This window comes from Paenibacillus sp. FSL R5-0636 (genome assembly GCF_037974255.1).
Classification (GTDB): Bacteria; Bacillota; Bacilli; order Paenibacillales; family Paenibacillaceae; genus Paenibacillus_AQ; species Paenibacillus_AQ odorifer.
Window position 1 is genome coordinate 2,227,477 of the sequence record NZ_CP150232.1, and the last position, 23,042, is coordinate 2,250,518.

Below are 23,042 nucleotides of genomic sequence, written 5' to 3' on the forward strand. Positions count from 1 at the left end.
AAAGAGGTGTGCAGTGGATTTATTAGTTTTAATGGGATGAAGCCCTACAGGGATTCGTATAACTGTTGCAAAAAGGTAATGCTTTCTCCTAAATGTGACTCAGGAGTGCTTTCCAGGATTCCTTGAATATGAGGACGTTCATATTTCATATAACGAAGAATCGGCTCAAACTCTAGCCACCCTTGACCTACAGGGACAATTTTTATAGCTCCATCTTGGACGATAAAGTCTTTTAAATGAATGATAGCAATTCGATTTCCTAAAAGCTTCAAAGCCTCCATAATAATAGCTTCTTGATGCAAGTAATTTGTAGGTGACATTAGATTTGCGCAATCCAATATGACCTGAAGATTGTTAGAAGGGACTTCATCCAGAAGTCGGCGGGTTAAGGGCGCGGTGTACAGCGGATGATGAAGTCCTGCTTCGATTCCTACCGTCACACCAAAACGTTCGGCCTCCGCCACCATGGCCTTAACTGATGTCACCACCTCTTGGAAGGCTTCTTCTGTAAAATTATCTGTGGTATACCCAAGTCCCACACTTCCGGTTTCCGTACCTACCAGACTAGCGCCAAAATCTCTGGCCAAGCGCAGATGGGTATTAAACGCGGCTAACGCTTGTGCCCGTTTGTGAGGATCGGTATCTACAATGTTTACATAGCAGCCCAGAACCGCAATCTGAATACCTGCCTGCCTAAAGGCATTGCCATAATAGCTGGCTGTTCCAGGGCTTATAGCCGTCAGACTAGGGGCACTATCAGGAAAAGATTTCTTAAGTGCAAACTGGATATGAGTGAAATGATAGGACTTAATCTTCTCAATTAACTCTTGCAATGGAACTTGTGTGAAATCATGTGCTCGAACACCTAGATGAAGGGGAATGCTCATATGATCGATCGCTCCTATTAGTATTGTTGTTTGTGAGGTGCTAATTTGTCCCAGTCAAAGGTAACGCCAGTGCCCGTTACTTCAGGCGCTACTGCCATCCCATTGTCTTTGTTAATCACTAGCGGACGTGTAGTGTATTGATCGATAGGGAAGCTATGCATTTCGAGATAACCTGCATTTGGCATAGCTGCTAACAAACTAACGTGTAATTCCTGCATCCCATGTGTGGAAACGGAAAGGTTATAGGCTTGTGTTAAGTGAGCTACCTTTAACCAGCCCGTAATTCCGCCTATATTGGAAGCATCAGGTTGAGGGAAATCAACATGACCATATTGCAGCATGTGATGGAATTCGGTTAATGTGCGCAAGTTCTCCCCGCCTGCAACGGCCATTCCTGTTTCTTCAGCAATCCGTGCATAGCCGGCATAATCCTCCGGAATCGTTGGTTCTTCTAAGAAAAGAATGTCATATTTCAAAAATTCACGTGCGGCTTTTATCGCTTTTTCCACACTCCAGCTCATATTGGCATCGACCATAAAGGCTACATCCGGGCCGACCAATTGGCGTACCGCAGCCACTCGTTCCACATCTTCAGCTAATGTTTTTTGGCCTAGTTTAATTTTGACAGCCTGGAGGCCCATATCTAAGTATTTTTGATTGTTGCGCAGGAGCTTTTCTAATGGGAAATTCAAATCAATCGCTCCACCATAACATTTGACCTCATTGCTTGCGCCACCCAGAAGTTTGTAGAGAGGTTCATCTGCTTTCTTCGCACGTAAATCCCATAACGCAATGTCACATGCCGCAATGGCGAAGCTAGCCAGACCCCCGCGAGCAACATAATGTATTCCCCAGTTCATCTGCTCCCAGATACTTTCCACACAGCTGGCGTCTTTGCCAACTAAAATATGTGTTAATTCATTAGCAATTAGTGAACAGATCGCTTTGCCGCCAAATCCGCCAGTATAGGTATAACCTACACCTTCACGACCGTCATCCGTTCTAATTTTGACAATGGGTACTTCAAAATGAGTATGCAAGCCGTGTTTAGCATCCTCCATGATTTCTGGCAAAGGGATACGATAGTACTCTGTAATAACTTCTTTAATTATAGACATCTGTGATCACTCCTTATAAAAGTTGTTGTAAGTTTGATATAGGTGAGGCTGTATTTTGTTTAAGTGCTTGAACCACAAGTTTAGCAATTTGCTGGGCACCTTCATCCGAGAAATGAGTATCATCCGTAACTCCATTGGGGTAATTGGGATGTGTTTTCTCTGGTAAGTGCATGAATAACTTCTTGGATTCTTCTTCGCCTAATGAACGATAGAGCGCTTGCGAGGCTGCGAAAATATCAAGTAGCGGAGTGTGCGTTTCTTCAGCCACTTGTCTCATTACCTCGGGATAAGCACCTACAGCCAACGGGTCAAGCTCTCCATCGGCGTTAAAGCGGCGGCGACTTACAGAGGTTAACAGAACCGGAGTCCCCCCTAGCTGCCTAGCAGCATCTATATATTGAATTAGATTGTGGCGATATTCGGTTTCAGGATCGGTGTAACGTAATGGATCATCTTTTTTCTCATCGTTATGTCCAAATTGAATAAACAGGTAGTCGCCGGGTTGAAAGTCTTTTTTGATGGCATCCAGGCGGCCGTCTGTTATGAACGATTTGGTGCTTCGACCATTAATTGCACGATTCTGGATTTGAATAGAAGTCCCAAAATAACTTTGCAGGTATTCTCCCCAGCCGGTCATAGGTTTTTCTCCAGCGCCTTTAATAGCCGCAGTGGAATCGCCTGCAATAAATAGCTGTTGTCTCATAAGGTCTTCTTCTCCTTTAACGTATTGGCGTTCCCTTAACCAATTCTCAGCAAGGGAAAGCCATTGCTGGCAATGAGGGTGTTCTTTAGCAAGCCCTAAACCATGCCGCCCTTCTTCAAAGATATGTAATTCAAAAGGTATTCCCTGATTAGACAGGGCAGAGGCGAACAACAGACTATTCTCCACGGGAACGCTGGCATCGTTTGCTGTTGTCCAGATAAAGGTTGGAGGTGTGAGTGAATCCACCTGGGCTTCTGAGGAAAAGGAGTCAAGCTCCGCTTGTGATGGGTCGTCTCCAAGAAAATGTAGCCGGCTTCCCTTATGCGAATGGGACTCTTGGAAAGTGATTACAGGATAACCTAACAGAAGAAGATTTGGTTTCTCTACTCTAGTGGTAGAAAAGATGGAAGCTAAGTGTCCTCCAGCCGAGAATCCAATCATCCCTACTTTGTCTGAGATCACATTCCAAGCTTTGGGTGCTTCCCTAATCCATTTGAGAGCTTCCTCAACATCATTTAACAAAGAAGAAACGTTGAAGTCTCCGACCTGATAATCTAGTACACCTGCATGAATACCTAGATTGTTTAGCCATTGAGCCACAGGTTCTCCTTCATGTTTGGCTAAGTGCTGATAACCTCCACCAGGCAATACCAATATAAAAGGACGGGGTTGATCCGTCTCGAGCGGATAGAGGGTGAGTAGTGAGGTTTTCTGAGAAATCTCATCTTGTTCTACACGGTTAGTATTTAGTCGAAAGTTCAACATTGCGTTCAAATTCCTCCCTAAATGGTTATATGCACACGTTAACATATTTTCCGAAAAAAAGAGAGACTCTTTTTTTTTTAGATTCGACCTTGAACGATTATTTTGTGATTTTTACATAGATTCGTCAAATGTTGGTTTGGATTTAGTGCCTGTATTGTTATCCCGGTACTGTCCAGGGGTCATCCCTTCCTGTTTACGGAAAGATCGAATGAAATTCTGAGAATTGTTGTATCTTAATTTGGCTGCAATATCTTTGATCGGCATATCGGTTTCCTGCAGCCATTTTTTCGCCATTTTAAATCGGTACATCGTTAAATATTCGCTGAAATAGTATTGGGTCTCCTTACGGAAGACACTGCTGATATAGTTGGCGTTGTAATGCAGCCGAGAAGCGCATTCTTCCAAGGTTAGATCTGTATCATATTCATGTTGGATCAGATCAATGATTTTCTCAGAGATGTTTTGGTATTGGGCATTTTGCCTGCTGATAAAAATTTTGATCATCGGGTAAATGACCATGCTCCAGAACCAATCCTCAATCTCAGCCACGGTATGAAGGTCATGCAATTCCTCAAAAATAGAGCCATTAGCATGATAGATCTGATTTAAGCTAATGCCCGATTCCTGCATCATAATGAGCAAGTTATTGAGTAAGCGGGTCAACGGGATTTGATATTCCTGTGGTGAAAGCTCAAGGGCAAAGATAGATTTAAAAAGCAAATGAATCAGTTCCTTGGCTTTATCCGTTTCAGCCAGCTTGATAGCATCCATTAGATCGTTTTCTTTATGCGTAGGGTAGTTCAAGTTCAGATAATGTTTGCCGGAGTTAATGTTCTCATATTGAATAATAACGCCTTTGCCAAGCTTAATGCGATGTTTCAGTGCTTCTAGACCTTCTCTGTAGGCGATGGCTAGTTTATCGAAGGCGTTGAAGGGAAGGCTCAGCCCAATACTCACCTGCACCTTTAGATAATTATTTATTTCTTGCTGCAGCTTCTCCGTTAACGAATACAGTGTCTTATGAAAAGACTGGGTATCGCAGTCTGAACTGCCCAATAATACGACTACCGCATGGTCCATGATTACAGGAGCCAGCCGTTGTTCAGGACAGATTAACTCTTCGATCATATTGTGGGCAGCGAACAATAAGAGGCTGAGATCTTTTTTCTCATAGCTGGAATCCTCGGCATAATCAATAGACAACGTAATTACTGCCATGGTTTTCCATTCTTCAAGCTGTGTTTGGTAGCCGAATTGCCCTAATTCTTCGAGCAAATCACGTTTCTTAACATTTCCGTGGAAGGCATTGATCAGAAAAAACGTTCGCACCTGCTGAAAGTGTTGCCGGACTTCTTTTTCCAGCTGTGATTTGGATTGGAACAAAGAATGAACTTGTTCTCCTATAATCTGAAATTCATTGCGATGTCTCGATTTAATATCCGGTTTGCGTTGGCCCATCTGATTAAGCAGTCTTTCGATAGGGGTGTACATACGCCTGGAACCGATCCATGCCAGAAGAATGGAGAACAAGAGCATAATGGTGCACACGATTATCGTAAACATCCCGATTTTATTGGACTCCTTCGTCAAGCTTTCCATAGAAGTAACCGATAGATAAACCCAGCCATTTAGCTGAGAACGCATGAAAGTGACGGAGTAATTCTTTTTATTGATCACAGTCTTGAACTGTCCGGATTGTTTAGAAGGATCAGAGATTAAAGGGACTTCTTTAAATCCGCCTTGCTCTTTAGGTTTTCCGATTAAGCTGGTATCCGGATGGAGCAGGAAGCGGCCAGCTTGATCCAGAACGATAATGTCATCGAGTGGCTGCACATCTGAATTAATGAAATCCTGAAGACTGCAGACCGGAATATTAGCTAGGGCAAGCCCATATTTTTGCAGCTTATTGGTGGGAAGCTTTTTGATAAGACTAATGCTGTAATTGCAGCCAGTGACGTTAATGCTCTCCTCGCTATAAAATAAGGACGATGGATTCAAAATCCATGAAGTATCGTCAGCTATATTCATTAGATTAGAGAGTTGCGCGTGGTTTTTGTATTCATTCAGACGGTAGACGCCTGAATTTTTGATCATCCAGTTCTGCTGCTGATTGAGCAGGATGACATCCTCCAGTTTCGTATCGAAGGATTGCATATTGCGGATTTCGTTTCTTAAATCATTATATAAAATGAAATCGGTTTCATTTAAAGGGTTATTTAGTGCTTTTTTTAATACACTAGAGTTGATCACTTGGTTTAATGTTTGATTGACAGTTGTTAACTTATGTTCTACATTTGAGGTGATTTGTAATATAAGTTCCATTTTACTGTTGTTTACGTTCTTTTGGATCTCATTAGATGATGTGAAATAGGAAAAAGAACCGATGAATATCACCGGCAACGTGCTAATTACAAAGGCAAAAATCGTTAATTTACTTAAAAAGCTTAATGGTCTCACGGGGCTCAGCACCTTTACTTATGTAGAAGTAGACACTTGTTCTTAGTGTATGAAACCTGGTGGAAAATAACAATAATCATCTCGTTCTGCAATAATCATTAATCCTAATTATGACTACAAAATGGAAAATCTTCAAGCTGTAGGGTGAAAATCCTTACAATACCTTAGGAGGCTGTAGAAATGTTTAGACAATTTTTGTGTAGAAGGGCAACGTTTTGTTTCTGCTTATTTTTCATGCTTGTTTTCCCTATGTTAAGCGCTTGCAGTGATGGAAAGTCAGCTGGTTCTGTACTGCAAGAAGCTCGCCCGAACATCTCCATCTTGGCACCCCTTCATTTTCCACAGCAGCCTTCAAAAAAGATTATAGCTGAGATTGAAAGATTAACAGGGGTGGAGCTTGATATCACGTGGGTGCCTGAGGGTGTTTATACCGATAAAATGAACACGGCGTTGACCACTAATTCCTTAGGAAAAGTCACCTTTGTGAAGTTCTCAGATTATAATCTGGTGAAAAACGCCATCCGTTCTGAAGCATTTTGGGAGATCGGCCCATATCTTCAGGAGTTCCCCAATCTTAAAGCACTGGACCCCGCTATTCTTAAACAGACCGCTGTAGATGGAAAGATCTACGGCCTATATACAGAACGCCCTTCCTCCAGACAGGGTGTCATTATACGTAAGGATTGGCTGGACAATCTTCATTTAAGCAATCCACAGACCTTAGATGATCTATATGAAGTAATGAGGCAATTTACATATAACGATCCGGATCAGAATGGCAAACAAGATACTCTTGGATTAGTCGATCGTAATGATCTTGTTTATGGTGTATTTAAGACACTAAGCTCTTATTTTGACACACCAAATAATTGGAAGCTAGAGAATCATCAATTTGTTCCGGAATTCGTAACAGCGGAGTATATGAACACAATGAATTTTATGAAGAAATTATATGATGAAAAAATCATAAATCAGGACTTTGCTCTTACCAGTAAAGAGGTTCAACGCGATAAATTCATTAACGGAATCGCTGGTGTGTTTATTGGCAGCATGACTGATGTGCAGCGGTTGTCAATTGAAGCTCAAGCATACAATCCAAAGGCTGAACTTACCCTGATCAATCGTATCGAGGGGCCTGATGGATATAAAGTGTGGTCTATCCCCAATTACAACGGACTGTATCTCTTTTCCAAAAAGTCCATTGCCACAGAGGAGGAGCTTCGGCAGGTGCTTGGATTTTTTGATCGGACCATGGATAAAGATGTAGCCAATATAATGATGTATGGCTTTGAGGGGCGGCATTATAAGCTTGAAGGCGGCAAGATTATCCTTCCCGAGGAAACCTCACAACTGCGGGTACAGGAAGTGAATCCGCTATATGCTTTAATGATCGCGGACATTAGTAATAAAAACATTATGGAAGTGGCTCAGAAGGAGCAATTAACCTCTCTAGCAGATCAGCTGAGTAAAGATAATGAATCTTTTCTGGTCGATGACCCGACAGTTTCTCTGAGCTCATCTACTTTTGATGAGAAGAATATGGAGTTATCTACAATCATTGTGGATGCTACATATAACTATATATTAGGTAATATTACCGTCGAGGGATTCCAGCAAGAGGTTGAGAAATGGAGAGCTCGTGGAGGCAATCTTATTATTAAGGAATATGCTGAGGCTGAGTTTGGGACAGAAAAGTAAATAGGTTAAAAAGGTTTTGATCCACTGCGGATAATGCGGTGGATTTTTTTTGTGCTGCGATATCACGATAATCATTTGCTCAGATCCCTTTCAGAACGCGCCGTTATGGGGAAATGATTGTTTTCGTAACCTTGCCGACGATGTAACGTGGAACTCGTAACCAATACAAATTATGGAGGTCAAAATGGTATGAAGAAGAAATCCTTCACCATGTTGTTAACAGCACTGTTAACATTCAGCACATTGTTAGCTGGATGCGGTGGTAACAACAATAACAAAGAAGAAGCAGCAGCCCCAACTACAAGTGCAGAGAACACTACGAAGGTGGAAGAGACTGAAGCACCTAAAGAGGAACCTACAGAAATCAAGATCATGCTTCCATTGAATACATCAGAGACTCCGCCTGATACGATTAAGAATGAACTAGAGAAATTGACCAACACGAAGCTGACTTATCAATTTTTTCCGGCTGATACTTATGAAGAAAAACTGAATTCATCTTTTGCAACGGGTTCACTGCCGCAAGTAACATATTTGAAGAATCAGACAACCTTCATTCAGATGAAAGAAGCGATAAAAGACGGACAATTCTGGGAAATCGGTCCACTATTAAGCGAATTTCCGAATTTGAGCAAACTGAAACCAGAAATTCTTAATAACACGAAAGTAGATGACAAGCTTTATACCCTATATATCGGGCGTCCACTTGCACGCCAAGGGATCATTTACCGCAAAGACTGGGCAGATAAATTAGGACTTGCTGCACCAGCTAATGTAGATGAATTATTTGAAATGGCTAAAGCCTTCACAGAACAAGATCCAGACGGTAATGGAAAGAAAGATACTACCGGTATTATTGACCGTAATGAGTTGACCTATGGAGCTTTCAAAACTGTTTCGTCTTGGTTCGGAACACCGAATACCTGGGGTGAGAAGGATGGCAAATTAGCGCCTGAATTTACCTTCGATGAATATTTCGACACAATGGATTTTTTCAAAAAAGCTCGTGATGGCGGATACATTAATCAAGATTTCGCTGCCACCAGTAAAACGGATGCAGTAAATATGTTTAAGGCTGGAAAGGGTGGACTCTATATTGGGGGCTCCATGCAAGATATTGATTCCCTCAATAAAGATACTATTAAGAATAACCCTGACGCTGTTTTGGATGCGCATAGTATGGTTGCAAGTCCAGATGGAAAATATGCTCAATGGATGATTCCAGGCTATAACAATGTTGTCTTGTTCCCGAAATCTGCTGTCAAGGATGAGGCAGAGCTGAAGAAGATTCTTGCTTTCTTTGATCAAATGATGACCCCAGAAGTAGCTAATTTGATGTATTGGGGAATTGAAGGTACTCACTATACCGTTGAAGACGGTAAAGCGAAAGCTGCAGACGACAAAGAATTGATTGAACGTGAAGTAAAGGGATATAAGGACAGCGTTATCGGCGAAGCTGAAACCAATGGAATGTACGAGAACTATAACACGCTGCCAGGAAGAATTCATGCAGATCAATTGGTTCTTGAGAATGTCAAAGTTGGTGTAGCGGATCCAACAGCTGCTATGGATTCGGCTACCTATACAGAAAAAGGCGTAGAGCTTCAACAGATTATTACAGATGCAACCTATAAATATATTTATGGTCAGATTGACAAGGCTGGATTTGAGAAGGAAGTAGAGAACTGGAAGAGCCGTGGTGGAGATAAGATTATTGAAGAATACAACGCGTTATACAAAAAATAGTAACCCGTACTGGAATAGTTAAGCGACAAATTGTAGCTGAAAAGGTTGTTGATCTTGTTTCAACAACCTTTTCTATTCCTCACTGGGTTCAGAAATATCGTGTTTGAATAAAGAAGGAGAAAGGAAGAATATCATGCAGGAAGTCACCGCACAGCCCAGCTCAGCTCCTCAAATGAATCCTAAGCCTGAAATTTATAAAAGCAGCAGCGAACTGAAAAAGCGGCTGTGGAGAAATAAATGGCTCTACGTCATGCTAACTCCGGGAGTACTGTATTTTCTGATTTTTAAATATCTTCCAATGTACGGATTAATTATCTCATTTCAGGATTACAAACCCTATCAAGGGATCAACGGTAGTGATTGGGTAGGGATGAAGCATTTCAGCAGGTTGTTCACAGAGCCGGATTTCTTAAATATATTAGTGAACACACTTATTCTTTTCGGATTAAATATTCTTATCTATTTCCCGATGCCGATTATTCTTGCCCTGATGTTAAATGAACTTCAAGGCAGCTTTTTCAAAAGAACCTTTCAGACGATCTTCTATTTGCCCCATTTTCTGTCATTGGTTATCATCGTCTCCATTTCTTATGTAATGGTCACGATGGATGGAGGGATTATCAACGAGCTGCTTGTCTATTTTGGCTTTGAACCAATCAATTTCCTGCTTAATCCAGGGTGGTTCAGGCCCATGTATATTATTCAGGTGATTTGGAGAGAAGCAGGTTGGGGAACGATTATTTATCTAGCTTCCATAGCTGCGATTGACCCAGGGCTTTATGAAGCATCGCGTATGGACGGAGCTGGAAGACTTAGACAAGTCTGGCATATCACTCTTCCAGCGATTAGAGGCGTAATTATTACATTATTTATTCTGAAAATTGGTTCCGTTCTTGATCTTGGATTTGAACATGTATATCTGCTACTTAACTCCATGAATCGAGAAGTTGCGGAAATTATCGATACGTATGTATATACTGCTGGTTTGAGACAAGGGCAGTTTAGTTACAGTACAGCTATTGGATTCTTTAAATCGATTGTAGGCTTTGTAATGGTGATGATGGTGAATAAATTATCCAAGAAAATGGGAGAAGAAGGCGTTTATTGATATTTTGTGGGAGGAATCGAAATGGTAGAAGATAAAACAATCAGTGGTAGAATCTTTTCTGCTATAAACTTTACGCTGCTTGCGATCATTGCTTTAATTACTGTGCTTCCCCTTGTTCACGTTGTAGCAGGCTCTTTCACAACGAGTGCAGAACTAGCTTCTAGCAAATTTGTACTGATTCCAAAGGTATGGAGTCTGGAAGCGTACAAGTTCATCTTTTCGACGAATACAATATTTAAAGCCATGGGTGTTTCCATTGGTATCACGGCAATTGGTTCTATTTTTAGTTTGTTTATAACTTCTTTGATGGCCTACGCTCTTACCAGAAAAGATCTGGATGGTCGTAAAGTGGTTAACTTCATGGTTGTGTTCACCATGCTTTTTCATGGTGGGATGATTCCAACGTTCCTTGTGGTGAAGGAATTGGGACTAATTGATACGTACGCATCATTGATCCTACCGTCAGCGATTAGTGCCTTTAATATGATCATTTTGAGAAACTTTTTCCAAAATATACCTGAAGGGTTGGAGGAATCGGCCAAAATTGATGGTTGTAACGATTTTGGAATATTATTTCGGATTGTATTGCCACTATCCTTACCTGCGTTAGCGACTATCGGATTGTTCTATGCGGTAACGTATTGGAATACCTACATGAATGCGATTCTGTATTTGAATGATAGTGCGAAATGGCCAATACAGGTTCTGCTCAGACAAATTGTCGTCCTTGCCAGCGGTATGGATCACAGCGCTACACTGGATGCTGCTGTTCCACCGCCAGATCAATCAATTAAAATGGCTGTTATCGTTGTAGCTACCTTACCAATAGTTTGTGTGTATCCGTTCCTGCAAAAGCATTTTGCCAAAGGTGCCATGTTGGGTTCTATGAAGGGCTAGCAAGAAAGAGAGAGACTATACTTAGGGGAGGAGCTTCGAGATGACTGTACAGATACCTACAACGCCGATAGAGTGGGCAAAAAAAGCTTGCGATTCACTAATGGATACTTACAGGGCGGGAGAGCTTCCCCCCGCGCATCGATGGCACTATCATCAGGGTGTATTTCTGTGTGGCATGGAGCTTTTGTGGAATGCTTATCAAGAAGACCGTTATATCAACTATATTCAGGAATATGTAGATGATTTGGTGGATGAATACGGGAACTTTTATTTTGCACGTGATGAGCTGGATGCGGTTCAAGCAGGACAGCTACTATTCACTCTTTATGAACGGACAGGCAAACTTAAGTATCGTATTGCAGCAGAGAAGCTAAGAAATTTACTGCTCACACTAAATAAAACCTCTGAGGGCGGGTATTGGCACAAGGATAAGTACGCCAACCAAATGTGGTTGGATGGACTTTATATGGCCGGCGTATTCTCCTTGAAATATGCTAATGTCTACGATGAACCAAGCTTGCGTGAAACGGTCCTTCATCAGGAAATGTTAATGCGCAAGCATATGAAGGATGAGACAACGGGTTTGTTATACCATGCCTGGGATGAGAGCCGGCGGATGCCTTGGTCGAATCCGGAGACGGGTTGTTCACCGGAGTTCTGGAGCCGATCATTAGGATGGTATGGTCTCGCCTTATCGCAATTTCTGGATCTGTTACCTTCCCATGATTCAGCCCGGACAGAGCTTTCTACTACGCTGAGAGATTTTGTGGATGCACTTATTCGTTACCAAGATCAAAAAAGTGGACTTTGGTATCAAGTCGTAGATAAGGGACATGAGCCAGATAATTGGCTGGAGACTTCAGGGTCATGTTTGTTCGTCTATACGATTGCCAAAGCCGTGAAGCATGGCGTTGTAAGTGATGTGACTATCGCTACAGCTGCCGCTAAAAAAGGATATGAAGGGTTAACCAAAGTAATCCAGTGGGATGAGCATAACCGATTAGTTCTGCCGGACATTTGTATCGGTACCTCAGCTGGAGATTACGAGAGTTACGTGACTCGGCCTAAGGTTAAAAATGATCTGCATGGTGTGGGCGCATTGGTGATGGCTTGTGTTGAAATACAGTCAATGCTCCAAGACTGAATCGCTCCGTATCCTTACTAAACAATGACTTGATTCTCTGAGATTGCAGAGAATCAAGTCGTATTATTTTATGTACAAAGTAATCCTTAAATCGGGTGAACCTATTTATAGTTTTTGAGCTCTTAAATTTATAAATATTTTGGGGGTTGGGATGAAGAAATCACAGTGGGCAATTCAAACGGCAGACTCTATTATGGCGCGGACACCGAAGCTTTATGAAGATAAAGGCTACAAAGGAAGCTGGACCTACGATTATGGCGTGGTATTGAACGGTTTTGAATGGCTTTGGAAGCAGACCGGTGATTCGAAGTATCTGCAGTTCATTCAAGATAATATGGACTACTTTATTCAGGAAGATGGCAGTGTCAAGGGCTACCACCTAGAGGAGTATAACATCGATCATATTAACAACGGAAAATTATTATTGACTCTATATAAAGAAACGAAGCAGGAAAAATACAAAAAAGCGGCTGCTCTACTTAGAAAGCAACTTGAGACCCATCCGCGAACCTCGGAAGGTGCTTTTTGGCATAAAAATATATATCCCTATCAGATTTGGTTAGATGGACTTTATATGGGCGCTCCTTTTTATTTAGCCTACTTGCTAGCTTTTGAAGAAGGGCAGGGACTTGAGGATGTAACCAAACAATTTATCTTGTGTGAGAAGCATACGAAAGATCCGGTAACAGGTCTGCTATATCATGCATGGGATGAACAGCGTATTCAACCTTGGTGCGACCCTGAAACAGGACTTTCGCCTAACTTTTGGGCCCGTTCACTTGGCTGGTATCTCATGGCATTGGTTGATGTTCTGGAATTGCTGCCTAGTGAGCACTCAGATTATCCAGAGCTGGTACGAATACTAAATGATACCTTAACTGCGGTGAAGAAATATCAGGATAAGGAATCCGGGGTCTGGTATCAAGTGATTAATCTAGGGGAACGCAAAGGAAATTATCTTGAGGCCTCTGCTTCAAGTATGATCGTGTATGCCATGGCTAAAGGTATCCGATTAGGCGTGTTAAACGCTGGATGGTACGAAACATTAGATCTGGCTCAACAAGGACTTATCTCGGAGTTTGTACTAGAAACCAAAGAAGAATGGGTCAATTTAAATAAGAATTGCCAAGTAGCAGGATTAGGTGGAGTGGACCAACGTGACGGTACTTTCGCTTATTACATTAGCGAGCCTATTGTCACTAACGACCAAAAAGGTGTGGGTGCTTTCCTTCAGGCCTGTGTGGAATACGAACAATTAAGAGGCTGGATCTGATATAGAACAGGGGGGCTTATGAATGTTGATCTACAATATTGAGGATTTTGGAGCGCTTAAGAATAGTAAAAAGTTAGCGACTGAAGCGATAATACGTGCGATTGAAGCGGCAAATAAAGCCGGTGGAGGAACCGTTTATGTGCCGGCTGGCACGTTCTTAACCGGTGCAATTCATATGAAAAGCAATATCGAATTGAATTTAAATCCGGGTGCCATTCTTTCATTTAGTACGAACCCGGAGGATTACCCTGCAGTGGAATGCAGATGGGAAGGAGTGAAGCAGCAGGTTCATTCACCTTGTATTTATGGAAGAGAGTTAGTTAATGTATCGATCACTGGCAGCGGAATGATTAACGGAAATGGTGAACTCTGGTGGGATAAGTTTCGGAACCGCCGGGAAGAGCTGCAGTATCCCCGGCCGACTCTAATCGGCTTGGACAGCTGTCAGCGGGTAACCCTTAAAGATATCGCGCTGGTCAATTCTCCAAGCTGGACCGTTAATCCGATAGGCTGTTACAATGTGACTATTGATAATATTTCCATTCTGAACCCGGCGGACTCTCCAAATACAGATGGTATTAATCCAGAGTCTTGCACCAATGTGCGAATTAGCAATTGCAATATTGATGTCGGTGATGACTGCATAGCGATCAAGGCAGGAACTGAGGATACCAAAGAACGAGTTCCTTGTGAGAATATTACGATCACCAACTGCACTATGGTACATGGACACGGGGGTGTCGTACTCGGTAGTGAAATGAGTGGAGATATTCGTAATGTCACGATTAGTAATTGTGTGTTTAAACAAACCGATCGTGGAATCCGGATGAAATCAAGACGGGGACGCGGGGGAACGATTGAAGATATTCGGATCAGCAATATTGTAATGGAGGACGTTATTTGTCCGTTTACTCTAAATCTATATTATTTCTGTGGACCACGCGGAAAAGAAAAATATGTGTGGGATAAAAATCCTTATCCGATTACAGAGGAAACGCCGTGTTTTAGACGCATTCATTTTGCCAATATTACCGCACGTAATGTTCATGCCGCAGCGGGTTTCTTATACGGGCTTGCGGAGCAGTATGTATCCGAGATTACGTTTACCAATGTGGACATCTCCATGGCGACGAATGCAATTCCCGGCCATCCAGACATGATGACAGGGATCGAAAACATGAATAATCGCGGGTTTTTCCTCGGGAATGCAAGAGATGTTCAATTTCATCAGGTGACGATTGAGAACCATGAAGGGCCTGCTTTTTACATTGAAAATGGAGAAGCTGTAGAGATCATAAATTGTCGATCAAAAAACACGAAGAAGCCGGAAAAATTAGTAGAACAAGCTACAGTGTCACCTGAAGAACAGAATGTCTGTCCATAAGAGAGAGTCATCAATTTATTGAAAGGAAAAGAATCCACTATGCTTGTTGTAGGAAAAGAATCCTTTTGCGCTTATCACACGATTCAAGAGGCGATAGATTCACTAGAGCAGGGGCCATCCGGTCAAGCGGATACGCTTTATATTTTGTCAGGGGTCTATAAAGAGGCAGTGCGGATTTATCGTTCTAATCTTACGATCATAGGGATTGGCTACGTGGAGATTGTTATGAATCATTACGCGAAAGAGCGTGATGAAGCGGGCGAAGAAATCAATACATTCTCTACACCAACGTTATTTCTGGGCGGCAGCCATCTGATCTTGGAGAATCTGGTGATTACCAATAATGCAGGGCAGGGTGAAAATATCGGGCAGGCGGTAGCCGTGTATGCTAATTGTGATCAAACCGTATTCAGAAATTGTACTTTAAAAGGGTATCAGGACACGTTGTTCACGGGACCTTTGCCACCTGCACCCAAAGAGCGATCTACGTTTGGAGGTATACCACTGAGAGAGCACCATGCCCAATATCGGCAGTTGTATCAGCATTGCTATATAGAGGGAACAGTGGACTTTATATTTGGTGGGGCTACGGCTTATTTTGAGAGATGTGAAATTCGCAGCTTGCGTCATAGTGAGAATCAAGCAGGTTATATTACGGCAGCCTCCACACCCGTGGGACAATCGTATGGTTATATTTTTAAAAATTGCTTTTTAACAGCGGCTCCTGATATTGCTCCGGTGTTTCTGGGCCGTCCTTGGCGTGAGTATGCTAAAACCGTATTTGTAGATTGTCAGCTGGGTGCACATATTCATCCACTTGGCTGGGATAACTGGAACAACACCGCTAATGAACAAACCGTTTGTTATCAGGAATATGGCGTGAAGGATGCAATTCTCCTGAGTAAGCAACGTGTTTCTTGGGCAGATTGCTTTGAAGATGGGGACGAGACGTTGGATAAAGAGTTTGTTTTTGCTGGTACGGATTTTTGGAAATAGATAATTTAATTAACGAGTACACAAATAAAAAACGGTAGTCTAGACGAGAAGCATAAAGTCTTAGACTGCTGTTTTATTTATGTGTTGTATCACTTTATTTTTAATATGATCTTTCCTTTAGCTCTGCCCGATTCGGAATACTCCATCGCTTTCTGCGCCTCTACAAAAGGAAACACTTGATCAATAACAGGTTTTATTTGTCCGGATTCAATAAGCTCTGAAATGATTTCTAATTGGCTGCCACTTGGTTTCATGAACAGAAAGCTGTATTTGACCTTGTATTTTGCCTCTAATTTGCTCAGATTCCGGGTAATCAAGCGAAAAATATTAGTTTTTATGAACCCAGCTCCATACTCTTTTCCGAAGCGAGCATTAGGCAACCCTGAAACCGATACAATTTGTCCTCCTTGTTTGACTGTTTTAAAAGCTTTTTCTAATGTTTCACCGCCAATGGTATCGAATACTCCATCATAATTTTGTAAAACCTTATCAAATGCTTCTATTTTATAATTAATAATTTGATCGGCTCCAAGTGACTTGACCAATTCTGCTCCAGCATCGCTTGTAGTAGTAGCCACGTATATCCCCATCGCTTTGGCAAGTTGGATAGCAAAAGTGCCAACCCCGCCCGCTCCCGCTTGAATCAATACCTTTTGTCCTGCCGTTAGCTGTAATATATCAAGCAATGCTTGATAAGAAGTAAGCCCGACTAATGGGATGGATGCAGCTTCCTCAAAGGAAAGATTGTGAGGTTTGAGCGCTATATCCTCTTCATGTACGGAGATATATTCTGCGAAGGTTCCAATTCTATCTTTTCTGGGCCGTCCGTAAATCTCATCACCTATCTTGAATTTTTTAACATTCTTTCCTACTTGAATGACAATCCCTGAAAAATCATTTCCTAAAACTAGGGGCATGTCGTATTTCAACAGCGTACGGACTTTGCCATCCCGCACTTTGAAATCGATAGGATTAATACTTGCTGCGTGGATCTCTGCCAATACATCATAATCACCCACTGCGGGTGTTGGGATGTCGGCTAGCTGAAGAGGGGAATTCCCGTATTTTTTTATGATCATTGCTTTCATCCTAAAACCTCCAATTCATTAAATATTCATTTTTGCTGATCCAGAAAAATAACTCATCTCAACAGGGGAGATGTTTTTTGGTTTCGATTTGTCCTCGCTTTTATCTGAGCAGTCTCGGCGATATTTTCCTTGTTCCAGCTTCATATCAATAAAATCGACAACCTGCTGCAGCGACGAGATTTGGCTGACGATGTTTTCTCGATGGTTTCTTAAATGCTCCACCAGTTCAGGATAATCCGCGGGATCAGTGTCGGCGGAGACCGCCAAAAATGGCTGCATTTCCTGCAAGGGCATGCCTGTTTTTTTGAGGCAGGATAGCAGCAGGATTGTATCTATGTCTTCCTGCCGGTAAACGCGATGCCCGTTGTCCTTCCGGTCCGCCCGGGGAAGCAGCGCGATCTTTTCGTAATAGCGGATCGTATCCTCTGATATTCCGGTTTGCGCGGCGGTTTCTTTTATCGTAAACGTCTGCTCTGCCTTCATACTCTACCTCCTGGAGATTGCTTTGTGTGTGCATTATACAACTTGGAGCTGACTCCAAGTCAAGACCTTATCTCTGGGACAAAATCTTTTTATTACGCCTTGACTTGGAGTCGACTCCAATTAATAAAATGTGCGTTATAAGAAGAAGATATCCCGAATTCAGGAGGAGATTTACAATGAGCACTCAGCAACGTGAAAATATCGCATTGATTACAGGCGCTAACGCCGGGATTGGATTGGAATTAACTCGAAAACTGCTAGCGGAGGATTGGCAGGTGATTGCTTTGAACCGTTCCGATTTTCCGGCCGACGATGTGAACATCCAAAAAGCCATCAAAAACGGCTGGCTTCGTATTTATAAAACAACCGATCTCGCGGATTTTGCCAGCTTGAGAGGGACGCTGGAAGAGATCAAAGGCAAGGAGCAGCGAATCGATATTTTGTTCAACAATGCCGGCGGGAGCTTCCCCGAACTAAGCTATTCGAAACAGGGGCGCGAAAAGCACTATGAATTGATGACCGTTGTTCCGTATATTATTTTAATGGAATTGAAGGATATCCTACAAAAAGGACGCTTAAAAACGGTGATCAACACCTCATCCTCAGCGCTTAATTATACGAAAGAGTTTACGATAGAAATCTTGGAGCATCCCATAACCTTCCGCAAGCTGCTTGGTCCTTACGCCACCTCAAAGCTGGCATTATCGTTATGGACACAGGCCGCCGCGCCGCAACTTGCTAACGAGGGCATCATGATTCGCAGTGTTGATCCGGGTAGCAATAACACATTGCGAAAAGGGAAAAATTCTGGACTGCCTCTTATAGTTAAACCGTTGATGAAGCTGTTTTTCTCTCCGCCAACCCACGGCGCCGGCCAATTGTATGAGGGTGCTCTGGGAGAACACCGTGAAGAGACAGGTATATTTCTTCGGAAAGGCCAGGTTGCGGATTTGAAATTTAAGGATCAAGCCCGGAATGTTTTGGAAAGGATTAATAATATCTACGAAAATGAGTATCTTCGTTGTTAATCTGATCTTTAGATCTCTAATTTTTTTTTGTAATTCCTCCAAACGTATGAGATAATAGAGTTTTTCCGTTGATTCTATTTTTCATGGCATGGTAGAGATGCCTGATCAAATATTGGAGGTAGGCTTGTTGGCGAAACAGTATCCTTTTGAATATGATCGGACCAAACCTTTTATGGAGCAAGTAGGGGAATGGGTCGGAGATGTATTCTATGAAATTCTTCCTGAGGCTGGATTTGAAGTACGTGATGAACAGATATACATGGCCTTTCAGGTAGAGCGAGCTTTTGCCGAGAAAAAGACGATTTTTTCTGAGGCAGGGGTCGGAACAGGCAAGACATTAGTGTATTTGTTGTATAGCATTTGTTACGCGCGTTATATGGGCAAACCTGCGATTATTGCATGTGCGGACGAGTCCTTGATTGAGCAGCTTGTGAAACCGGAAGGCGATATCGCCAAGCTTGCGAAGCATCTGAACATGAATATTGATGCCAGACTAGCGAAATCTCCGGATAAATATATGTGTCTGAAAAAGCTGGATCAGGCTCGGAACCATGATGATGAAAGCTTACCACTGGAGAGCTTGTACAGTACATTACCTGATTTTGTACATTCACATGCACCGATGCAGCAATTCCATGCTTATGGAGACCGCAGAGATTACCCTGATCTGAATGACGAACAATGGAACAAAATTAACTGGGATACGTTTCAGGACTGCTTTACTTGCGATATGCGTCACCGCTGCGGGCAGACCTTGTCCCGTGATCATTACCGGAAATCAAGTGATCTGATCATTTGTTCCCACGATTATTACATGGAGCATATTTGGACCTATGAAGCGCGTAAGCGGGAAGGGCAAATCCCTTTGCTTCCGGATCACTGTGCGGTTGTATTCGATGAAGGACATTTATTAGAATCAGCGGCCATGAAGGCGCTTGGCTATAAGATGAAGCATGTCGTCTTTGAAGAATTGATTTCTCGCCTGCTACAGAACGAGATTCGTGAAACGCTGGCCGTTCTGATTGATGAAGCGATCATGCAAAGTGAGCAAATGTTCAAAGCGATTCGCCGTCAATGCCGAAACATACCTGGATCAGATCGGAAAAGCATTGAGCTGAATGCTTCATTGATTCGTGAGGTACACCGGATGCGGAGTGTAATTGCTGCTATCGAAGAAGAATTAGTATTCGAAAGCGGACTCTACACGATTGATGAATACCAACTCCGAATTGTGGAGGAACGTTTGGAGACCATAGAGATCGCTTTGCGATTGTTTGAGGATTCAGGGGCTTTAATCTGCTGGGCGACAGAAGAAAGCGATGGTCTAACGCTGTCGGTCATGCCACGAAATGTCAAAGAGGTACTTCAAGACAGCCTGTTCACGCAAAAAATGCCAATCGTATTCTCATCGGCTACATTGTCTGTGGATAAATCATTCCAATACTTGAAGGACAGTCTTGGGATACAAGATTTTTTATCCTTCTCTGTAGACTCACCTTATGACTATGAGCACCAGATGAATGTCTATGTGCCAGAGCTTCAGAGTGGGGATTTTGCTGAGAAAATGGAAATTTCCCTGAAGCTTATTCAGCGGACTGAAGGTAGAGCACTGCTATTGTTCCGTACTCGTGAAGAGCTTCTGCAGTTCAAGCAGCTTAACTCGTTACGACCGGAAAGCAGTTCATATTCATTTTTATATGAAGGGGATCAAGAAATCAGCTATTTGATTTCGGCATTCCAACGGGATGAGCATAGCGTGTTATGTGCGGTCACCTTATGGGAAGGGCTGGACATCCCTGGACCTTCATTATCTAATGTGATCATATGGTCGTTGCCGTATCCTCCGCTTGATCCAGTGTTTATGGCAAAACGGGCGGAAACCTCCACTCCTTTTGAAGATGTGGATTTGCCTTACATGCTGTTAAGACTCAAACAAGGGATGGGGCGGCTGATTCGAACCGGTACAGATCAAGGAATTGTAACTGTACTTGCGGAAGAGGAAGGGCAACATCCAGTACACGAATATATAACTTCTGTACTTCCAAAAGGGACTCGACTACAGAAGCTGGAAGCTTAAATATCACTAACGATTATAATTGCTCCTTTGGTGAGGCAGATGCTACGGCATTTATGTTTCACTCGAAGGAGCTTTTTTTGTCTAAAATTAAGCATAAGTATTCCTAATTTTACGGATAGGATATTGGTATTTAACTTCCGAGCGATGTCGTATTATTGTTGAGCATGGGATGTATTTATACAGCATCATCTAGAGATTCATCAAGGAGTGTATACGACATGGGTCAATCAGAAGGTTTGTATCAACCAGATCACAACAAAAAGGTTGGGTTTGCATTAGGGATAGGGCTAACCTTAGTTATCGCATTATTGGCGAAATTTTTAGCGGGTTTTCCATTCCTATCTATTATGGGGCAATTGGTCATTGCCATCTTAATCGGGATTATTTGGCGAGCTACGATAGGAGTGCCAAATAGCATCACACATGGCACCGATTTTTCCAGTAAAAAACTGCTTCGTCTAGGGATTATCCTGCTCGGTATGCGGCTTAATCTAATGGATATCGTTGCTGCAGGACCCCGGGTATTTCTTTTGGCAGTCATCGTCATTATATTTGCGATCTCCGTTGTATACGGACTGGCTCGACTGTTCAAAGTAGATAAGCGCCTCAGTATCTTAACTGCCTGCGGAACTGCGATTTGCGGTGCGGCAGCGGTGGTTGCCATCGCTCCACAGATAAAAGCCAAAGATGACGAAACTGCCATTGGTGCAGCTATAGTAGCTATATTAGGCACAATATTTACACTGCTGTACACATTTTTATATCCTTTTCTCGGCTTATCAGATTTAGGTTATGGGGTATTCTCAGGAGCGACTTTACATGAAATTGCTCACGTAATCGCGGCTGCGGATGCTGGTGGAAATGCTGCCGTTGATATGGCGGTCATCGTTAAATTGACCCGGGTGGCCTTACTTGTGCCGGTGGCTATTTTAATTGGGGTTTGGTCCAATCGTGAAGAAAGAAAAGTGCAAGGTGAAGCGGCTAAAGCTTCGTGGAAAAGCATTCCAATCCCCTGGTTTATTCTAGGATTTCTAGTTGTCAGTGGTGTGAATTCGTTAGGGATCGTCTCTGCATCAGTAGCCAATGGGATCGTTACAATTGCTTATATGTTAATCGCTATGGCGATGGCAGGGCTTGGGTTAAACGTTGATTTGGCGGCATTTAGACGGCTTGGAATGAAGTCTTTTGCAGCGGGACTTATAGGATCGGTCATGTTATCTCTAGTTGGATTTATGTTAGTTCACTTACTTGCACTAGCGTAGTTAGCATGTACACCCTGAGTATGAAATGAGTTACTTCATATCCAAACAGCGTCCTTCTCTTTATCATTTAGTGTGGTAGGGTATGCATGAAATGAATGGAGGGACTTCAGGTGAAGTATTGCATAGGTGAATTTGCTTCCATTCTCGGGGTAACTGCGGATACGCTGAGATTATACGAGAAACATGATATTGTTAGGCCCACAAAAGATAACAGCAATAATTATAGATATTTTAATGATTTAGATGCGAGGGATCTGTTAATGAGCAGATGGTATCGCAGTATGGAAATTCCATTGCCCGAAGTGGCACTTTTAATGAAGGAGTCCTCTATTGAGCAAGTTATGGGAATGATGCAGCAGTCTCAGCAGAGTTTAGAAGAAGAGATTAAGCAAAAGACGATGCTGCTAAACAAGATGAATGAAATTCATAAAGAGCTTAAGGAAATAGAGTCCTCATTATATATATGTAAACTTAAACAACTGCCAGGCATGTACAGGCTTAAGCAAACGGATAAAAATGCATTATTAAAAAATGATATCGTAAAAAGCCTCGTCAACACTTGGATGGATAGGCTTCCTTATGCGTTTTATTCTTTTAAGATTGAGGACGCGGGGGTGTTATCCGGTGATAATAACTTTGACTATAGCTGGGGGCTTACCTTACCCGAGGAGGAAGTGCAGAAATTTGCTATGGATATCGATGAATATGTAGAGTACATTAGCCCGAGTACCTGTGTCTCTGCTATCATGTTATCTACGGATGGACATTATATCACGAAGAAATCCTTGCAGTTTATGATAGATTACATCGAAGCAAATGGTTATACCATAGCGGGTGATGTGGTGGGTAAATTAATGCTTACTGAAAAAATAGAAGGCAATAACCGCTCGTATTTGGAAGTGAATATCCCAATTGTATAAGTGTATTT

At 42.4% G+C, this 23,042-nt stretch carries 18 protein-coding genes; 12 read left to right on the forward strand and 6 right to left on the reverse strand.

The window, feature by feature from the left end:
- Positions 1–44 precede the first annotated feature (44 nt).
- The 4 genes from MKX34_RS09640 to MKX34_RS09655 form a co-directional block, all read right to left on the reverse strand.
- On the reverse strand, positions 45–887 hold the full coding sequence (locus MKX34_RS09640) for a sugar phosphate isomerase/epimerase (RefSeq protein ID WP_076107527.1): 843 nt from the start codon (positions 885–887) through the stop codon (positions 45–47).
- Positions 888–904: 17 nt separating this feature from the next.
- Entirely contained in the window at positions 905–2,005 is a 1,101-nt protein-coding gene (locus tag MKX34_RS09645) for a mandelate racemase/muconate lactonizing enzyme family protein (RefSeq protein WP_038569729.1), read from the reverse strand.
- Between the two features lie 13 nt (positions 2,006–2,018).
- Positions 2,019–3,473 carry a GDSL-type esterase/lipase family protein gene (locus tag MKX34_RS09650; RefSeq protein ID WP_076296047.1) on the reverse strand — a complete coding sequence of 485 codons (1,455 nt, stop codon included), beginning with the start codon at positions 3,471–3,473 and terminating at the stop codon, positions 2,019–2,021.
- A 111-nt stretch (positions 3,474–3,584) separates the two neighbouring features.
- A complete protein-coding gene (locus MKX34_RS09655) occupies positions 3,585–5,930 on the reverse strand; it encodes a helix-turn-helix domain-containing protein (protein WP_076296048.1) in 2,346 nt (781 codons plus the stop codon).
- Positions 5,931–6,110: 180 nt separating this feature from the next.
- Between MKX34_RS09655 and MKX34_RS09660 the strand changes: the two genes are divergently transcribed.
- From MKX34_RS09660 to MKX34_RS09695, 8 genes are all read left to right on the forward strand, one after another.
- Entirely contained in the window at positions 6,111–7,628 is a 1,518-nt protein-coding gene (locus MKX34_RS09660) for an extracellular solute-binding protein (RefSeq protein ID WP_076296049.1), read from the forward strand.
- Between the two features lie 189 nt (positions 7,629–7,817).
- Positions 7,818–9,374, forward strand: coding sequence for an extracellular solute-binding protein (locus tag MKX34_RS09665; protein ID WP_036679248.1), 1,557 nt, complete (start codon positions 7,818–7,820; stop codon positions 9,372–9,374).
- A gap of 133 nt (positions 9,375–9,507) precedes the next feature.
- Positions 9,508–10,482 (forward strand): sugar ABC transporter permease, encoded by a 975-nt coding sequence (locus tag MKX34_RS09670; protein ID WP_036679252.1) that lies wholly within the window; start codon positions 9,508–9,510, stop codon positions 10,480–10,482.
- A gap of 21 nt (positions 10,483–10,503) precedes the next feature.
- Positions 10,504–11,379 carry a carbohydrate ABC transporter permease gene (locus MKX34_RS09675; protein WP_076107520.1) on the forward strand — a complete coding sequence of 292 codons (876 nt, stop codon included), beginning with the start codon at positions 10,504–10,506 and terminating at the stop codon, positions 11,377–11,379.
- 40 nt (positions 11,380–11,419) lie between these two features.
- Positions 11,420–12,523 carry a glycoside hydrolase family 88 protein gene (locus tag MKX34_RS09680; RefSeq protein ID WP_036679257.1) on the forward strand — a complete coding sequence of 368 codons (1,104 nt, stop codon included), beginning with the start codon at positions 11,420–11,422 and terminating at the stop codon, positions 12,521–12,523.
- A 151-nt stretch (positions 12,524–12,674) separates the two neighbouring features.
- On the forward strand, positions 12,675–13,796 hold the full coding sequence (locus MKX34_RS09685; RefSeq protein WP_076098492.1) for a glycoside hydrolase family 88 protein: 1,122 nt from the start codon (positions 12,675–12,677) through the stop codon (positions 13,794–13,796).
- Between the two features lie 22 nt (positions 13,797–13,818).
- Positions 13,819–15,180: a glycoside hydrolase family 28 protein gene (locus tag MKX34_RS09690; protein ID WP_076296050.1), complete on the forward strand. Its 1,362-nt coding sequence runs from the start codon at positions 13,819–13,821 to the stop codon at positions 15,178–15,180.
- A 39-nt stretch (positions 15,181–15,219) separates the two neighbouring features.
- The gene (locus MKX34_RS09695; RefSeq protein WP_076296051.1) at positions 15,220–16,176 is read left to right on the forward strand and encodes a pectinesterase family protein; all 957 of its coding nucleotides are present in this window, start codon (positions 15,220–15,222) and stop codon (positions 16,174–16,176) included.
- An 89-nt stretch (positions 16,177–16,265) separates the two neighbouring features.
- On the opposite strand, the gene MKX34_RS09700 is transcribed toward MKX34_RS09695, so the two are convergent.
- Positions 16,266–17,264: an NADP-dependent oxidoreductase gene (locus tag MKX34_RS09700; RefSeq protein WP_076134003.1), complete on the reverse strand. Its 999-nt coding sequence runs from the start codon at positions 17,262–17,264 to the stop codon at positions 16,266–16,268.
- Between the two features lie 18 nt (positions 17,265–17,282).
- A complete protein-coding gene (locus MKX34_RS09705; protein WP_076296052.1) occupies positions 17,283–17,747 on the reverse strand; it encodes a MerR family transcriptional regulator in 465 nt (154 codons plus the stop codon).
- A gap of 176 nt (positions 17,748–17,923) precedes the next feature.
- On the opposite strand from MKX34_RS09705, the gene MKX34_RS09710 reads away from it, so the two are divergent.
- From MKX34_RS09710 to MKX34_RS09725, 4 genes are all read left to right on the forward strand, one after another.
- A complete protein-coding gene (locus MKX34_RS09710; protein ID WP_038569743.1) occupies positions 17,924–18,775 on the forward strand; it encodes an SDR family NAD(P)-dependent oxidoreductase in 852 nt (283 codons plus the stop codon).
- 97 nt (positions 18,776–18,872) lie between these two features.
- Positions 18,873–20,852, forward strand: a complete 1,980-nt coding sequence (locus MKX34_RS09715) for an ATP-dependent DNA helicase (RefSeq protein WP_076107555.1) — start codon at positions 18,873–18,875, stop codon at positions 20,850–20,852.
- 218 nt (positions 20,853–21,070) lie between these two features.
- The gene (locus MKX34_RS09720) at positions 21,071–22,114 is read left to right on the forward strand and encodes a YeiH family protein (RefSeq protein WP_076296053.1); all 1,044 of its coding nucleotides are present in this window, start codon (positions 21,071–21,073) and stop codon (positions 22,112–22,114) included.
- 110 nt (positions 22,115–22,224) lie between these two features.
- Positions 22,225–23,034, forward strand: coding sequence for a MerR family transcriptional regulator (locus MKX34_RS09725; RefSeq protein ID WP_076273134.1), 810 nt, complete (start codon positions 22,225–22,227; stop codon positions 23,032–23,034).
- The last annotated feature ends 8 nt before the right edge of the window (positions 23,035–23,042 follow it).

Coding starts and splice junctions, on each gene's coding strand:
- MKX34_RS09640 (WP_076107527.1), bottom strand. CDS start 887: ATGAGCATTCCCCTTCATCTAGGTGTTCGAGCACATGATTTCACACAA.
- MKX34_RS09645 (WP_038569729.1), bottom strand. CDS start 2,005: ATGTCTATAATTAAAGAAGTTATTACAGAGTACTATCGTATCCCTTTG.
- MKX34_RS09650 (WP_076296047.1), bottom strand. CDS start 3,473: ATGTTGAACTTTCGACTAAATACTAACCGTGTAGAACAAGATGAGATT.
- MKX34_RS09660 (WP_076296049.1), top strand. CDS start 6,111: ATGTTTAGACAATTTTTGTGTAGAAGGGCAACGTTTTGTTTCTGCTTA.
- MKX34_RS09665 (WP_036679248.1), top strand. CDS start 7,818: ATGAAGAAGAAATCCTTCACCATGTTGTTAACAGCACTGTTAACATTC.
- MKX34_RS09670 (WP_036679252.1), top strand. CDS start 9,508: ATGCAGGAAGTCACCGCACAGCCCAGCTCAGCTCCTCAAATGAATCCT.
- MKX34_RS09675 (WP_076107520.1), top strand. CDS start 10,504: ATGGTAGAAGATAAAACAATCAGTGGTAGAATCTTTTCTGCTATAAAC.
- MKX34_RS09680 (WP_036679257.1), top strand. CDS start 11,420: ATGACTGTACAGATACCTACAACGCCGATAGAGTGGGCAAAAAAAGCT.
- MKX34_RS09685 (WP_076098492.1), top strand. CDS start 12,675: ATGAAGAAATCACAGTGGGCAATTCAAACGGCAGACTCTATTATGGCG.
- MKX34_RS09690 (WP_076296050.1), top strand. CDS start 13,819: ATGTTGATCTACAATATTGAGGATTTTGGAGCGCTTAAGAATAGTAAA.
- MKX34_RS09695 (WP_076296051.1), top strand. CDS start 15,220: ATGCTTGTTGTAGGAAAAGAATCCTTTTGCGCTTATCACACGATTCAA.
- MKX34_RS09700 (WP_076134003.1), bottom strand. CDS start 17,264: ATGAAAGCAATGATCATAAAAAAATACGGGAATTCCCCTCTTCAGCTA.
- MKX34_RS09705 (WP_076296052.1), bottom strand. CDS start 17,747: ATGAAGGCAGAGCAGACGTTTACGATAAAAGAAACCGCCGCGCAAACC.
- MKX34_RS09710 (WP_038569743.1), top strand. CDS start 17,924: ATGAGCACTCAGCAACGTGAAAATATCGCATTGATTACAGGCGCTAAC.
- MKX34_RS09715 (WP_076107555.1), top strand. CDS start 18,873: ATGCCTGATCAAATATTGGAGGTAGGCTTGTTGGCGAAACAGTATCCT.
- MKX34_RS09720 (WP_076296053.1), top strand. CDS start 21,071: ATGGGTCAATCAGAAGGTTTGTATCAACCAGATCACAACAAAAAGGTT.